The organism is Streptomyces sp. NPDC001796 (assembly GCF_042892355.1).
Taxonomy (GTDB): domain Bacteria; phylum Actinomycetota; class Actinomycetes; order Streptomycetales; family Streptomycetaceae; genus Streptomyces.
Genome location: NZ_JBIAUC010000009.1, coordinates 178,193 through 192,160 on the forward strand (window position 1 = coordinate 178,193; position 13,968 = coordinate 192,160).

General features: G+C 73.0%; 12 protein-coding genes and 1 pseudogene. 5 read left to right on the plus strand and 8 right to left on the minus strand.

Annotated features, from left to right (window positions below; translation table 11 throughout):
• Nucleotides 1-110: 110 nt before the first annotated feature.
• Nucleotides 111-1,631, minus strand: a complete 1,521-nt coding sequence (locus ACFYZE_RS20480) for a bifunctional phosphatase PAP2/diacylglycerol kinase family protein (RefSeq protein ID WP_388995730.1) — start codon at nt 1,629-1,631, stop codon at nt 111-113.
• Nucleotides 1,632-1,972: 341 nt separating this feature from the next.
• On the opposite strand from ACFYZE_RS20480, the gene ACFYZE_RS20485 reads away from it, so the two are divergent.
• Entirely contained in the window at nt 1,973-3,592 is a 1,620-nt protein-coding gene (locus ACFYZE_RS20485; RefSeq protein ID WP_388995733.1) for an ABC-F family ATP-binding cassette domain-containing protein, read from the plus strand.
• A gap of 52 nt (nt 3,593-3,644) precedes the next feature.
• On the opposite strand, the gene ACFYZE_RS20490 is transcribed toward ACFYZE_RS20485, so the two are convergent.
• A complete protein-coding gene (locus tag ACFYZE_RS20490; RefSeq protein WP_388995736.1) occupies nt 3,645-4,751 on the minus strand; it encodes a Vms1/Ankzf1 family peptidyl-tRNA hydrolase in 1,107 nt (368 codons plus the stop codon).
• On the opposite strand from ACFYZE_RS20490, the pseudogene ACFYZE_RS20495 reads away from it, so the two are divergent.
• Nucleotides 4,731-5,097: pseudogene (locus ACFYZE_RS20495) on the plus strand (DUF6158 family protein). The gene ACFYZE_RS20490 and the pseudogene ACFYZE_RS20495 overlap by 21 nt on opposite strands.
• Before the next feature lie 93 nt (nt 5,098-5,190).
• On the opposite strand, the gene ACFYZE_RS20500 reads toward ACFYZE_RS20495, so the two are convergent.
• The 5 genes from ACFYZE_RS20500 to ACFYZE_RS20520 all read right to left on the minus strand — a co-directional run bounded on the left by ACFYZE_RS20500 (nt 5,191) and on the right by ACFYZE_RS20520 (nt 9,261).
• On the minus strand, nt 5,191-5,730 hold the full coding sequence (locus ACFYZE_RS20500; protein ID WP_388995739.1) for a type 1 glutamine amidotransferase domain-containing protein: 540 nt from the start codon (nt 5,728-5,730) through the stop codon (nt 5,191-5,193).
• 5 nt (nt 5,731-5,735) lie between these two features.
• Nucleotides 5,736-6,431 carry a diguanylate cyclase gene (locus ACFYZE_RS20505; RefSeq protein WP_388995742.1) on the minus strand — a complete coding sequence of 232 codons (696 nt, stop codon included), beginning with the start codon at nt 6,429-6,431 and terminating at the stop codon, nt 5,736-5,738.
• On the minus strand, nt 6,428-6,868 hold the full coding sequence (locus tag ACFYZE_RS20510; RefSeq protein WP_388995745.1) for a CBS domain-containing protein: 441 nt from the start codon (nt 6,866-6,868) through the stop codon (nt 6,428-6,430). Before ACFYZE_RS20510 ends, ACFYZE_RS20505 begins: the two co-directional genes overlap by 4 nt.
• Nucleotides 6,869-6,955: 87 nt before the next feature.
• Nucleotides 6,956-7,348 (minus strand): DUF2795 domain-containing protein, encoded by a 393-nt coding sequence (locus tag ACFYZE_RS20515; RefSeq protein ID WP_103843324.1) that lies wholly within the window; start codon nt 7,346-7,348, stop codon nt 6,956-6,958.
• Between the two features lie 113 nt (nt 7,349-7,461).
• A complete protein-coding gene (locus tag ACFYZE_RS20520; protein WP_388995748.1) occupies nt 7,462-9,261 on the minus strand; it encodes a thiamine pyrophosphate-requiring protein in 1,800 nt (599 codons plus the stop codon).
• A gap of 441 nt (nt 9,262-9,702) precedes the next feature.
• Between ACFYZE_RS20520 and ACFYZE_RS20525 the strand changes: the two genes are divergently transcribed.
• Complete coding sequence (locus ACFYZE_RS20525) at nt 9,703-10,497, plus strand: RNA polymerase sigma factor SigF (protein WP_388995751.1); 795 nt, start codon at nt 9,703-9,705, stop codon at nt 10,495-10,497.
• On the opposite strand, the gene ACFYZE_RS20530 is transcribed toward ACFYZE_RS20525, so the two are convergent.
• Nucleotides 10,494-11,612: a GAF domain-containing protein gene (locus tag ACFYZE_RS20530; RefSeq protein ID WP_388995754.1), complete on the minus strand. Its 1,119-nt coding sequence runs from the start codon at nt 11,610-11,612 to the stop codon at nt 10,494-10,496. The genes ACFYZE_RS20525 and ACFYZE_RS20530 overlap by 4 nt on opposite strands.
• A 120-nt stretch (nt 11,613-11,732) precedes the next feature.
• Here ACFYZE_RS20530 and ACFYZE_RS20535 point away from each other — a divergent pair, with 120 nt between their 5' ends.
• Together ACFYZE_RS20535 and ACFYZE_RS20540 are read left to right on the plus strand one after the other, a co-directional pair.
• Entirely contained in the window at nt 11,733-12,479 is a 747-nt protein-coding gene (locus ACFYZE_RS20535) for an ANTAR domain-containing response regulator (RefSeq protein WP_388995757.1), read from the plus strand.
• A 125-nt stretch (nt 12,480-12,604) separates the two neighbouring features.
• Complete coding sequence (locus ACFYZE_RS20540; RefSeq protein WP_388995760.1) at nt 12,605-13,810, plus strand: hypothetical protein; 1,206 nt, start codon at nt 12,605-12,607, stop codon at nt 13,808-13,810.
• The last annotated feature ends 158 nt before the right edge of the window (nt 13,811-13,968 follow it).

Sequence of the window (13,968 nt, forward strand, 5' to 3'; positions counted from 1 at the left end):
TCACGGTAAGCGATCCAGCCGAATGATGAGACGGCCGTCTTGCAATGTGGACGCGGCCTGGTGACCGCGGTAGGTACCGGGGTGCCCCCTGAACACGGGCGGCACAGGGTTCAGTCGGCGGGAAGCGGCCGGTAGACGGTCAACGCCTCGGGCAGGGTCTCGAGGGTCACTTCGCCCTGGACGGCGGTGACCTCCCCGTCGTAGGCGAGGAGGGTGCCGGGGGCGACTCCGTCCAGGTGCAGTCGCCGGACCCGCAGGGCAGCGTGGAACGGTGAGCGCGAGAGCGGGCCCGCGAACGCGGCCGCCAGCAGACGGGCGGCGGGCCGGCGCCCGCCGTGCACGACCCGCACGTCGAGCAGCCCGTCGGCCAGGTCGTAGCGGCGGCCGGGCACCAGGCCCATACGGTGGTACGTGCCGTTGCCCGCGAACAGCAGCCAGAGCGGGTGCGTGCGGTCGCCGATTCGTACGGCCAGGGGGTGGCGGTCGGCGCGCAGAACGCGCCAGGCGGCGAGCACACCGGCCGGCCAGCCGCCGATCCGGGGGGACCAGCGTTCCCGCTCGCGCACCAGCTCCGCGTACACGCCGAGGCTGCAGGTGTTGAGGAAGCAGCCCTGCGTCTCACCCGAGGTGAACCGGCCCACGTCGACCCGGACGGCGTCGCCCCGGGTGAGGGCGCCCACCAGGTCACGCGGGTCCTCCACGCCGAGGTCCAGCGCGAAGTGGTTGAGGGTGCCGCCGGGGAGCACCGCGAGCGGGAGGCCGTGGCGCAGGGCGACGCCGGCCGCCGTGTTCACCGTGCCGTCGCCACCGCAGACGCCGAGCACGCGGGCGCGGGCGGCAGCCTTCTCCAACTCGGTGCGCACCTCGGCCGGTTCGCACTCCACGGTCTCCGCGCCGGGGAGCGCTTCCGTGAGCGCCCGCACCCGGTCCCAGGTCGCCGCGCCCTTGTTCACGACGACCACGAGCCCCGTGCCGTCGCCGAGCGCGGGCGCGACGGGCTCCGGCAAGGCGGCGGCCTCGTGGGAGCGCCGGCGGTCGGACGGCGGCAGCTGATCGCGGGTCGGGACGAGGCCCCGTACGGCGTAGGCGGCGCCCACGCCAAGGGCGGCGCCCGCGAGGACGTCGCTCGGGAAGTGAGCACCGGTGTAGACGCGCGAGACGGCGACGGCGGCGGCGAGCGGCGCGACGGCGGCACCCCAGCCACGCGACTCCAGGGCGACACCGGTGGCGAAGGCGGCGGCGGAGGCGGAGTGGCCGGAGGGGAAGGACGTGGTGATCGGCTGCCGCTTGAGCCGGCGCACGGCCGGGACCGGATCGAGAACGGGACGGGGGCGGCGGACCGAGCGCTTGCCGAGGGTGTTGATGGTGGCGGAGGCGAGCGCGAGGGAGGCGACACCGCGGGCGGCCGCGCGGCGGGCCCGGGGGCTGCGGGTGGCGGCGAGGGCGGCGGCGGTGGCGAACCACAGCACGCCGTGGTTGGCGGCCCGGCTCAGGCGGGGGAGCAGGGGGTCGGCGCCGGGCCAGTGGCGGGCGGCGACGGACTCGAACAATCGGCAGTCGAGGCCGAGGAGGCGGTCGCGCAGGGGGTGGGGGCCGGGTGGCTGGGTGGTGAGGTCGACATCAGCACTCATGGCCCTGCGGGTACCCCGACGACGGCTTTTCGCCCCCGCCGCCCCTACCCGTCCCACCTTCGGGGGCTCCGCCCTTCAACCCGCCAGGGGCCCCGGGCGCAACCCGGCCAGGGGGCAGGGGACGCAGTCCCCGTCGGGTTCCAGGAGCGGAGCCCCTGGCGGGGTCTGCGTTCCTTCAGCCCGTCCGGGGCCCCTGCCCCCTCGAAGAGCTCGGGGTTTTGAGGGCGAGGCCGCAAGGCCGACAGCGGGGGTCCGGGAACGCAGCCCCCGGGGACCGGAAGGGCAGGGCGGGGGCGAAAACCCTTTGCCCGGCTTCGGCGCCGCCGATGACAATGCGCCCCATGGGACACCTTGAAGCCGCGCACCTCGAGTACCACCTCCCCGACGGGAGGACCCTGCTCGGCGACGTGTCCTTCCGTGTCGGCGACGGCACCGTCGTCGCACTCGTCGGGCCCAACGGCGCAGGCAAGACCACGCTGTTGCGCCTGCTCTCCGGAGAGCTGAAGCCCCACGCCGGCACCGTCACCGTCACCGGTGGCCTCGGCGTCATGCGACAGTTCGTCGGGTCCGTCCGCGACGACACGACCGTGCGCGACCTCCTCGTCTCGGTGGCCCCGCCCCGCATCCGCGAAGCGGCCCGTGCCGTCGACGCCGCCGAGCACGCCATCATGACCGTCGACGACGAGGCCGCCCAGCTCCGCTACGCGCAGGCGCTCGCCGACTGGGGCGAGGCCGGCGGCTACGACGCCGAGACCTTGTGGGACATCTGCACCACCGCCGCACTCGGCGTCCCCTACGACAGGGCGCAGTGGCGCCAGGTCCGCACCCTCTCCGGCGGCGAGCAGAAACGGCTCGTCCTGGAGGCCCTGCTGCGCGGCGGCGACGAGGTCCTGCTCCTCGACGAGCCGGACAACTACCTCGACGTACCCGGAAAGCGGTGGCTCGAGGAACGGCTGGCCGAGACCCGCAAGACGGTCCTGTTCGTCTCCCACGACCGTGAACTCCTCGCCCGCGCCGCCGAGAAGATCGTCACCGTGGAGCCCGGGCCGGCCGGCGCCGACGCCTGGGTGCACGGCGCCGGCTTCGCCACGTACCACGAGGCCCGCCGCGAGCGGTTCGCCCGCTTCGAGGAGCTGCGCCGCCGCTGGGACGAGAAGCACGCCCAGCTGAAGAAGCTGGTGCTGAACCTCCGCCAGGCGGCGACCGTCAGCCATGAGCTGGCGTCCCGTTATCAGGCCGCCCAGACCCGGCTGAGGAAGTTCGAGGAGGCCGGCCCGCCGCCGGAGCCGCCGCGCGAGCAGAACCTCACCATGCGGCTCAAGGGCGGCCGTACCGGCGTACGGGCCGTGACCTGTCAGGGCCTCGAACTCACCGGGCTGATGAAACCGTTCGACCTCGAGGTCTTCTACGGCGAACGGGTCGCCGTCCTCGGCTCCAACGGCTCCGGCAAGTCGCACTTCCTGCGCCTCCTCGCCGGTGACGACGTCACCCACACCGGGCAGTGGAAGCTCGGCGCACGGGTCGTACCGGGCCACTTCGCCCAGACCCACGCCCATCCGGAGCTCCAGGGGCGCACCCTCCTCGACATCCTCTGGAAGGAGCACGCCCAGGACCGCGGCGCAGCCATGTCCCGGCTGCGGCGCTACGAGCTGACGGGCCAGGCCGAGCAGCACTTCGACCGGCTCTCGGGCGGCCAGCAGGCCCGGTTCCAGATCCTGCTCCTCGAACTGGAGGGGGCGACCGCGCTGCTGCTCGACGAGCCGACCGACAACCTCGACCTGGAGTCCGCCGAGGCGCTCCAGGACGGGCTCGACAGCTTCGAGGGCACGGTACTCGCCGTCACCCACGACCGCTGGTTCGCCCGTTCATTCGACCGCTACCTCGTCTTCGGCGCCGACGGACGGGTACGGGAGACATCGGAGCCCGTGTGGGACGAACGCAGAGTGGAGCGCGCACGCTAGGCGCGCGCCGGGAGTACGCGCGGCGCATGCCGGCATGCGCCCAGCGTGCCGCCTATGCCCAGCGCAGCAGCGCGCCCACTCCACCCACCGGACCTTCCTGGCTCCTGGCGGCCGTCACCGAGACGGCCGCCGCGCCCGTCTCCACCGCGGAACGCAGCAGCGCGTCGTCCGCGCGGGCCGACCAGGCGTGCCGCTCGCCCACCGCCTTGAGGTCCGTGCGGCGCACCGCGACCTGGTCCGGGTCCTCGCCGATCCACACCTCACGGCGGGTGTCCGGGCCGTCCGGGTTGATCAGGAGTTCGTCGATACGGTGTTCGCGTGCCGCCTCGATCACCGCCGGCACGCCCTCGACCGCGCCCGCACGACCCTCCTCGTCCGGTGCCCGGGCGGCCAGGAAGCGCTCGAGCTCCTGTTCGGCGCGGCGCCGCACATGCTCGGTGCGGATCCGCTCCACCTCCTCGTCGAGCAGTCGGCTGCCCGCACCGTGCGTCGTCTCGGCCACCTGGTCCTGGAGCCGGCGCGGCAGCCGCTCGTGCACCGAGCGCCGTTCGCGTTCCTCGCCGACCAGGACCACCAGGTCGGCGCCGGTCTCCTCCTGGCAGACGGCGAGCGCGTCCGCGATCTCCGCCGCGTTGTGCTCCCAGGTGTTCTCCACGCGCAGCTGGAAGTGGCGCACCGACCAGTCGGCGCTGCTCGTCCGGTGCAGCGGATGCTGTTTCCCGGTCACCGACCCGGCCTCCCGGCTGCCCAGCGCCCCGCGCAGCTCGAACTCGGCGCCCTTGCGGTCGATGTACGCCACCACGCACACCGGTTCCTCGTTCGCGAGCTCCAGCAGCGGCGCCGTGTGCGGCAGCGTGGCCCACAGCGCGGATGAGCCCTGCGGCGGCGCGGCCAGCGGCGGATCGAGTACCACCTCGCCCGATCGGGCGAACAGGGCCCTGCCGTGCGGCTCGGGGGAGTGGGCCAGATCCTCGACCGCGGACTGCACGGCCCGGCACGTCGGCTCGTCCGCGCCCTGCCCGGCGAGCTCCCGGTACAGGGACTGAGCGGTCAGGGAGCGTTCATGAGGCGTGGACTCCGTATGCCGGGAGGTGTCGACGTATACGGAGGCCCAGGGGCCGGGATGTTCGTACAGTGGATGGAGAAAGGCGAGATCCATGGCTCCCTCCCGGATGCCGCTCGGGGTATTGCTTTTCCGGGCGGGTACCCGGACCGCACCGACGAACACGACGAGCGGGGTACCAGCAATGACCGGAGTCGACCCGGGCCGGCTGACCGACCAGCAGCTCATGAAGGAGCTGGAGACGATCCACCGCACGCGCCACGACACGCTGCTCTACGGCTCGAACGACGCGCTGCGCGCGCACAACGACCGGATGGCGCAACTGGAGGGCGAATACCTCCGCCGCCATCCGCGCCGCCCGACCGCGGCCGGCCGCACCCGCGACGGCGCCCGGGAGCGCGGCACCTGTGAAGAGGCCCAGGAAGCCGAACCGACCCGCTGACCGCCTGCGCGAGGACCCGCCCCGCGGCCCGATGGGGGCCGCGGGGCGGGTCCTTTCCGCCGGTCTCGTTCAGTCGTTCAATCGTTCAGTAGTTCAGCCCTTCTGGCCGGTGAACTCCGCCAGGATCGCCTCGTCGAACGCCTTCAGATCGTCCGGCTTCCGGCTGGTGATCAGCAGGTTGCCGTCGCGGTCGATGTGCACCTGCTCGTCGACCCAGGTACCGCCCGCGTTGCGGATGTCCGTCTTCAGACTCGGCCACGACGTCAGGGTGCGGCCCCGTACGACGTCGGCCTCGATCAGCGTCCACGGGCCGTGGCAGATCGCGGCTACCGGCCGCCCCTGGTCGAAGAACGCACGGACGAACCCCACCGCCTGCTCGTCCATCCGCAGGAAGTCGGGGTTCGCCACCCCGCCCGGCAGCACCAGCCCGTCGAAGGACTCGGCCTGCACCTCACCGACCACCGCCTCCACCGGGAACGTGTCCGCCTTGTCCAGGTGATTGAACGCCTGCACCTGGCCCGGCTTCGTCGACACCAGGACCGGCTGGTGGCCGGCGTCCTTCACCGCCTGCCACGGCTCGGTCAGTTCCACCTGCTCCACGCCCTCGGACGCGGTCAGGAACGCGATACGCATGATGTTCACAGTCCTTTCTGTGCCTGTGCGTGCCATACGGCTGCCTGCCACACGGCCTCGTCGCCCGCCTCCTCCGGCGCCTTCCCGTCGCGCGCCCGGCGCCGGGCGGCCCGGACACACCGCAGCAACTCCTCGCCGTACGGCAGGGCCACACACGCACCGATCGCCGCCGCGATTCCCATGACATAGCCCCGGGGCAGCGGCCGGCGCCGCCGCACCAGCCGCCAGGCGCGCGGGTCGCCCCGGCCGCCGCGCAGCAGCGACCGCACCTGGTCGGAGTGCAGACACCCGAGCGCGGCGAGCGCCGCGAACGGCAGCGACTCCAGGAAGCTGTGGATGTGCTGCTCCACCGGCCTGACCTCACGGTCGCTGTCCTCGGCGGTGCGCACGTCCCACAGCGCGGTCGCCTCGTGCACCGCGGTGCCCGCCAACTGCACACACAGCAGCAGCGGGTTGACCTCGTAGCGCAGGGTGAGCGCGATGGGCACGCCCACCTCGGTCATCATCAGCGCGTGGATCAACGACTCCTTCGTGCCGGACGTGTCCTCGATCCCGGTGCGCCGGTGCATCAGCCAGTCGGCGAGGCCCGGCGCGAACCAGAACGGCAGCAGCCCGTACAGCAGGTAGCGGGTCGTCGCGTCGCCGACGTCCACGGTGGCGCCGTACGCGCTGACCCGGTCGGCCCGGCCCCGGCGGCTCACGCGGGCACCCCGCCGCGCCCGCCTCCGGGCTCCGCCTGGCTGATGTCCGCGAGCGCCGACGTCGGGTCCTGCGCGACGGCCAGGTCGCCCAGGCTCACCATGCCCACCGGCCGGCCGTCCTCGACGACCGGCAGCCGGCGGACGGCGTGCCCGCGCATGAGGTCCACGGCCGTGGACACGGGATCGTCGGGACCGACCACCACCGGGTCGGGGGTGCACACCGCACGGGCGCTCACGGTCAGCGGGTCGGCGCCGTCCGCGACGGCCCGCAGCGCGATGTCACGGTCCGTGAGCACACCGACGACGTGCCCGTCCTCGGCGACCAGGACGTCCCCGATGTCCTCGGCGCGCATCAGCTGCGCCGCCTCCACCAGTGAGGCGTCCGGGAGGACCGCCACGACGCCCTGCGTCATGACCTCCCTGACGAAATCAGCCATCGCCTGCTGTCCTTTCCTGCTTCCCCCGGCCGTCAGGGGGCGGATGTGTCGGCGGGACGACGCCCGCAGTACCCGCGCGTCGGACGCCTATGCGCTCCGGCCCGCCCCTTCTCCGCCCACGATCGCCTCGGCGAGTTCCTGCGCGTTGGCGTAGCGCGACGAGCGCGGCAGCCGCTCCAGGGGGGCGACCAGCGCGTCCGGGGCATGGTGGCGGCGCAGGGCGTCGATCAGCTCGGGCGGGCGGCCCGGGAACGCCGTACGCCCCAGGATCCGCGCCAGCTCGAAGCGCACATCGGCCACGGACCGCGCGCCGCCCGGAATCACCGGACCGGCCCACACCGCCGGGTCGTCGTCGGCGGTCGGCTCGGGGTCGTGCCACTCCTCGGTCCGCGTCGGGTGGCCCGAGCGCAGCAGCCCCTGGAGTTCGTGCTTCATCTCGTCGTCGCGGTGGACGTTCAGCCGGTCGCTGCCTCGCTGCATGAGTCCCTCCATATGTCGCGTGGCCCCGCGTGTACCCGAGGGGCGCCGGTCGACACGGCCGCCCCGCAGGCGATCGTCCGCTTTCGGCCGTGTCCGGGTCTCGATACGGCTCCTCACGACTCCTTGTTGCCGCGTCCGGGCAGGAACTCCTGCACCTTCGCCTTGAACCCCTGGCGGATCATCCCGGCGCGGTCCGCGTCGCCCTTCAGGATCGAGGCCGCCGTGGCCTGCATCTGCTCCCAGCTGGCGTGCGGCGGGATCGGCGGCACCGCCGGGTCGGTCAGGAACTCGACGACCGCCGGGCCGTCCGCCTCCAGCCCCGCGCGCCAGCCCGCCTCGACGTCCTCCGGCTTCTCCACCCGGATGCCGGTCAGGCCGAGGGAGCGGGCGAAGGCTGCGTACTGAACGTCCGGGATCTCCTGCGACGGCAGGAACGACGGGGCGCCCTCCATCGCGCGCATCTCCCACGTCACCTGGTTGAGGTCGTGGTTGTTCCACACGGCCACCACCAGCCGCGGGTCCTCCCAGCGGTCCTTGTACTTCGCCGCCGTGATCATCTCCGCGAGGCCGTTCATCTGCATCGCGCCGTCACCGACCAGCGCGATCACCGGCCGGTCGGGGTGGGCGAACTTCGCGCCGATCGCGTACGGGACCCCGCTGCCCATCGTCGCCAGCGTCCCGGACAGCGACCCGCGCATACCGGGCCGCATCGTCAGGTGCCGTGCGTACCAGTTCGCGACCGAACCCGAGTCGGAGGTGATGATCGCGTTGTGCGGCAGCATCGGGTCCAGGGCACGGGCCACGTACTCCGGGTTGATCGGGTCCGCGGACAGCTCCGCCCGCTTCTGCATCACCTCGTGCCAGCGCGACACGTTCGCGCACACGGTCTCGAACCACTCCCGGCCGCGGTCCTTGTCCAGCAGCGGGATCAGACGCTGGAGCGTCGCCCTGGCGTCGCCGACGAGGTTCACCTCGTACGGGTAGCGCATGCCGATCATGTGCGGGTCGATGTCGATCTGCACGGCCCGCGCCTTGCCGAATTCCGGCATGAACTGCGTGTACGGGAACGACGAGCCGATGGTGAGCAGGGTGTCGCAGTCGCGCATCAGCTCGTACGACGGACGGGTGCCCAGCAGACCGATCGAGCCGGTGACGTACGGCAGCTCGTCGCTGAGCACGTCCTTGCCCAGCAGCGCCTTCGCCACACCCGCGCCCAGCAGCTCGGCGATCTGCTGCACCTCGGTCACCGCGCCGGCCGCGCCCTGGCCGATCAGGATGGCCACCTTGTCGCCGGCGTTGAGGACCTCCGCGGCCTTCTCCAGGGACTCCTGCGAGGGGACCGCCGTCCAGGCGCTGCGGCCGAGGCTCGAGGGGACCATCTTGAACTCGTGCGTCGGCGGCGAGTAGTCCAGTTCCTGCACGTCACCGGGGATGATCAGCGCCGTGGGGGCGCGGCGCGCGTACGCGGTGCGGATCGCGCGGTCGAGGACGTTCGGCAGCTGCTCGGGGACCATCACGGTCTCCACGAAGTCCGAGGCGACGTCCTTGAAGAGGGTGTGCAGGTCGACTTCCTGCTGGTACGAGCCGCCCATCGCCGTGCGGTGGGTCTGGCCGACCAGCGCGAGCACGGGCACATGGTCGAGCTTGGCGTCGTACAGGCCGTTGAGCAGATGGATGGCGCCGGGTCCCGACGTGGCCGCGCACACACCGAGACGGCCGCTGAACTTGGCGTAGCCGACCGCCTCGAACGCGGCCATCTCCTCGTGCCGCGCCTGCAGGAACCGCGGCCTGTCCTCGGCGCGGCCCCAGGCGGCGAGCAGCCCGTTGATGCCGTCGCCGGGGTAGCCGAAGACTTGCTCCACGCCCCACTCGCGCAAACGCGCAAGGACGTGGTCGGCGACCTTGGTGGCCATCGGGAACCTCCCGTGGGAAGAGGGGGCGTACGGATCGCACCTGTCGAGTCACCCGGCCGGTGCGGGGAAAACCTGCTGCCCACCGGTGAGCCCCGGGGCCGCGCGGACGCCACGAGGTGTCGGCGCGGGGGCGGGCGGCACGCATGCGAGCAGTCCAGGGCCCCGGTGTGCGAGCCGTCCAGGGCGCCGGGGCAGGCGGCACGGCTCCCGTGTGATGTGTCGTCCGCAGCGCGCCGGGACTGGGCCGAAGACTTTCCGAAGACCGGTGTTTGCGGCCAATACGCCCGGGCAGGCGCGAGTCAGTGCTTCGGACAGGAGGCACGTCCGTGGGAGCGGTGAATCACGCCACGGTGTGCCCTGTCGCACCCTCCCGCCCCCTCCCACGGTGACCGTCCACCCAAGGCACCCAGCAAGGCACCAGCAAGGGAGTTGCGACGCACCATGCAGAACCGAGCTAGCGTGAAGCACCACCCCCACGACGACGCCCCCGACACCACGGAGGCCTTCCGCAGGCTCGCCTCGCTCCCCCAGGGCCCAGAGCGCGACGCGCTCCGCGATGAGATCGTCGAGGCCTGGCTGCCCATGGCCGAACGGCTCGCGGGCCGCTTCCGCAGCCGTGGCGAGAGCTTCGAGGACCTGCGTCAGGTCGCGTTCCTCGGCCTGGTGAAGGCCGTGGACCGGTACGACCCCGAGCGTGGGCACGCCTTCGAGAGCTATGCCGTCCCCACCGTCACCGGTGAGATCAAGCGGCACTTCCGCGACCACATGTGGACCCTGCACGTGCCGCGGCGCGTCCAGGACCTGCGCAACCGCGTCCGTTTCGCCGCCCAGGACCTGTCGCAGACCGTCTCGGGCCGCAGGCCCACCGTCGCCGAGATCGCCGAGCACGCCAACATGAGCGAGGAGGACGTCCTGGTCGGCCTCGAGGCCCTGGAGAGCTTCACCGCGCTCTCCCTGGACGCCGAACTGCCTGGCAGCGAGGACGGATACTCGCTCGGCGACTCGCTCGGCTCGCCCGACCCGGCGCTCGACACCGTCGTGGACCGCGAGGCGGTCAAGCCCCGCCTCAAGGCCCTCCCGGAGCGCGAACGCGCCATCCTGTACATGCGCTTCTTCGACGACATGACCCAGAGCAGCATCGCCGAGCAGCTCGGCATCTCGCAGATGCACGTCTCCCGCCTGATCAGCCGCTGCTGCTCCCGGCTGCGCGAGCAGGTGATGCGGGACGCCGTCTAGCCGACGGCCCGCAGGGCCAGCGCCATGTGACGGGACATCATGTCCATCGCCTGTGCCTCCGCCATCGAGAACGCCGGCCGGGCCCCACTGCGGAACAGTGTGAGCACTCCCCGCACGGTGCTCCCGTCGGTGAGCGGCACACACAGCAGGGACGTCACGTTCGCGCGGACGAGGACGGGGGCACCCGAGGTGTCACGCCCGAAGGCCTCCGGGTCCTCCGGCCGCACCCGCAGGACCGTGGATCCACCGCGTGCCGCCTCGATGACGAGGGGGCACCCGGCGGGGTCCTGCGCGACCAGCGCGTCCACGTCCTCACCGGGCGGTCCCAGTACCGCCGTGCGGGTCAGGCGCCCGTCTCCCGCGTCCGCCACCACCCAGTCCGCGAACCGGCCGCGCAGCACCCGGGCCGCCTGCTCCAGGACGGCCCCGGCCGGCGCGGTCAGCAGGGCCGTCGTCATCGCGTCCAGCAGGTCCATCAGCGCCGCGTGCCGAGCGGCCTCGGTCAGGTTCAGGTTTGGGATGCCGCCGGGCGGGGTGTGCTCGCCGGCCGGCACCCGGGTGTCCGCGGGCTGCAGCACCACCATGACCGCCGTGCGCGGCTCCCCGCTCGGCCGCACCGCGACCAGCGTCGCCCGTACCGGCACCGACGGATGCTGCGGCAGACGTACCGTCATGCTGCGGTCGCCCTCTCCGCGCGCCACCGCGGCCGCCTGCGAACGGAACGCCGCCCGGTCGGCGTGCGCCAGAAGCCCGGTCAGCGGGCGGCCCGTCGCATAGCCCGCGCGGACCCCGGTGAAGGAGATGGCCGCGAAGTTCAGCCGCCGCACCACCGTCTCGCGGTCCACCAGCGCGACCGGCACCGGGAGCCGCTGGAAGAGGGTCTTGAGCAGTTGCTGCTCCTGGCGGTCACCGGAACCGGCCGGGGCGGCCCCGGCGCTCGTGGACAGCCGCTGGTACCACGGCCACAACTGACCTGCGACATGGTCGAGTTCGAAGATCGCAGCGTCGAGCACCGAGGGCAGGTCGTCCGTGGGTATGGCACGGGCCGCCTTGAGCGCCGCGACCCGGCGGACGAAATCCGCCAGCTCTTCACCGAACTCGTCCGTCTGCGTCATGCCACGAACCTAACCCGGACGCCCTGCTTGCCGGGGGGCTGCGCACGGAACCGGCCACCTCCCCACGGACGCCGTTTTCCACCGGGGTGAGCGGGCAGCCGCCCGAAGAGGAGGTGAAGGATGCCGGAGACCGGACAACTCGGTTACCACCCGGAGGGTCACCACCTGGCGGCCGAGTCCCCCGAGTCCGCCCTCCCTGGGCGCCGACTGTCGGAGCTCGTCGAACAGGCCGCGCGGTGCACCCCCGACTGCTGCGGCGCCAGCACCACGGTCGTGGAAGGCGGCGTCGAGGGCGGTACGGACCGGCCCGCCGCCGTCACCCACCCCGATCTCGCCCCGCTCGTCACCGTCCAGCTCCGCGGCGGCGACGGGCCGATCCCCGCGGCGCTGGAGTCGGGCGAGCCGGTCGAGGCCCTGGACCTGCTGCGCGAGGAGCGCTGGCCGGAGTACCGCGCCCTCGCCCTCGACGCCGGTGTACGGTCCAGCGTCACGATCCCCTTCCGGCGGTCCGGGCTGGCCGTCACGCTCAGCCTCTACAGCTTCCGGCCCGGGACCCTGAAGGGCGCCCCGCACGGCCCCGCCCGGGTGCTCGGCGACCTCGCCGTGGGCTGCCTGGTGCGCGACCGCTCCTACCGTGCCGCCCTCACGGAACTCGACCAGCTCGGCGCCGCCCTGCGCTCCCGGCCCGTCGTCGACCAGGCGTGCGGGATCGTGATGCACGTCCTCGGCTGCGACGCCGAGACGGCCTTCCAGGTACTGCGCCGCATCTCCCAGGGCGCCAACCGCAAACTCGCCGACGTCGCCGCGGGCGTCGTGGAGAAGCGGGGCCGCGGCCTGGAGCGGGAGCTGGTCTCGCTGGCCGGCTGACCCCTCGGCGCGCGGCCTGTCCGTCACCCGCACGGCGGTGCAGGTCGCGCGAATGGGGCACGGCCGCGCGCGGTCCACGGCCGGGCGGGCTGTCATGGAGGAACCCGGCCGAAGGAGCCCGCCCCATGCGCTGCACTGCCCGAGTCCTGTCCGCCGCCGCTCTGACCGGTGCCGCCCTGGGTGCCGCAGCCCCGAACGCGTCAGCCGACTCGTCCGCCGACATCACCCCACGCTCCGTCGCGCCCGGCGACACGGTCACCGTCTCGGTGTCCTGCGACGCGGTCGGCGCCGGCCTGCCCGACGCCATCGAGGGCGCCTCCCAGGCCTTCGAGGGGGGCAGGGTGCGGCTTCACCGGGTCGACCGCGACGACGACGATGACTGGACCGAACGCCGGGGCGGTGTCCGCTACCGCGGCACGGCCCGCGTCCCGGCCGGCGGTAGCGTGAACGTCGTCGCCGACCTGGCCGGCCGCGAGGCGTCGTGGGGCGTGGACGGACGGTGCCCGGGGGGCCCGGGCGGCCGTGAGAGACCGTGGACCGTCTCGTTCACCGTGTGCCGGGAGGGCCACGGCCACCACCACGACGGTGATGCCTCACCGAGCGGCAGGCAGCAGGAGGAGGGGCAGAGGGAGCAGTCTGGGAAGCAGCAGGGGGACGGGCAGGGGTCTGGGAAGCAGCAGGGGGACGGGCAGGGGTCTGGGAAGCAGCAGGGGGACGGGCAGGGGTCTGGGAAGCAGCAGGGGGACGGGCAGTCCCAGGGGTCCGCGAAGCAGCAGGGTGAGGGTCAGTCTCAGGGGTCCGGGAGGCAGCAGGGGGACGGGCAGGGGTCTGGGAGGCAGCAGGGGGATGGCCAGAGCAAGCAGCAGGGTGAGGGTCAGTCCCAGGGGTCCGGGAGGCAGCAGGGGGACGGGCAGGGGTCTGGGAAGCAGCAGGGGGACGGGCAGAGCAAGCAGCAGAGCGACGGCCAGGGCAAGTCGCAGGGCGAGAACCAGGGCAAGCAGCAGGGCGAGAACCAGGGCAAGCAGCAGGGCGAGAACCAGGGCAAGCAGCAGGGCGAGAACCAGGGCAAGCAGCAGGGCGACGGCCAGGGCAAGCCGCAGGGGCAGGGGGACAGCCAGGGCAAGCAAGACACGGGCAGGCAGCAGGGCGACCAGGGGAAGCAGAGCGCGGCACAGCCTCCCGTCGGCGCTCAGCAAGGCGTGCACGCCGGGGAAGGCGGCGCCTTCACCGACTCGGTGCCCGCCCTGGCCGCCGGCGGTCTCCTGATCGCGGGCGCGTTCGGTGCCGCGCTCCACCGGGTCTGGGGGCGCGGACGGTCCGGCCACGCCTGAACCCGCACCCGTGATCCGAACACCTGACCTTGTGATCCGGGCAACCCGGCCGGACGCCCATGACCGGCCCGAACCCTGGGTACTCAGAGCCCGAGGGCGTCTTCGACACCGTAGAGGAACAGGAGTGCGACAGCGGGTGGCGGCCGCGGGTCGAGGGC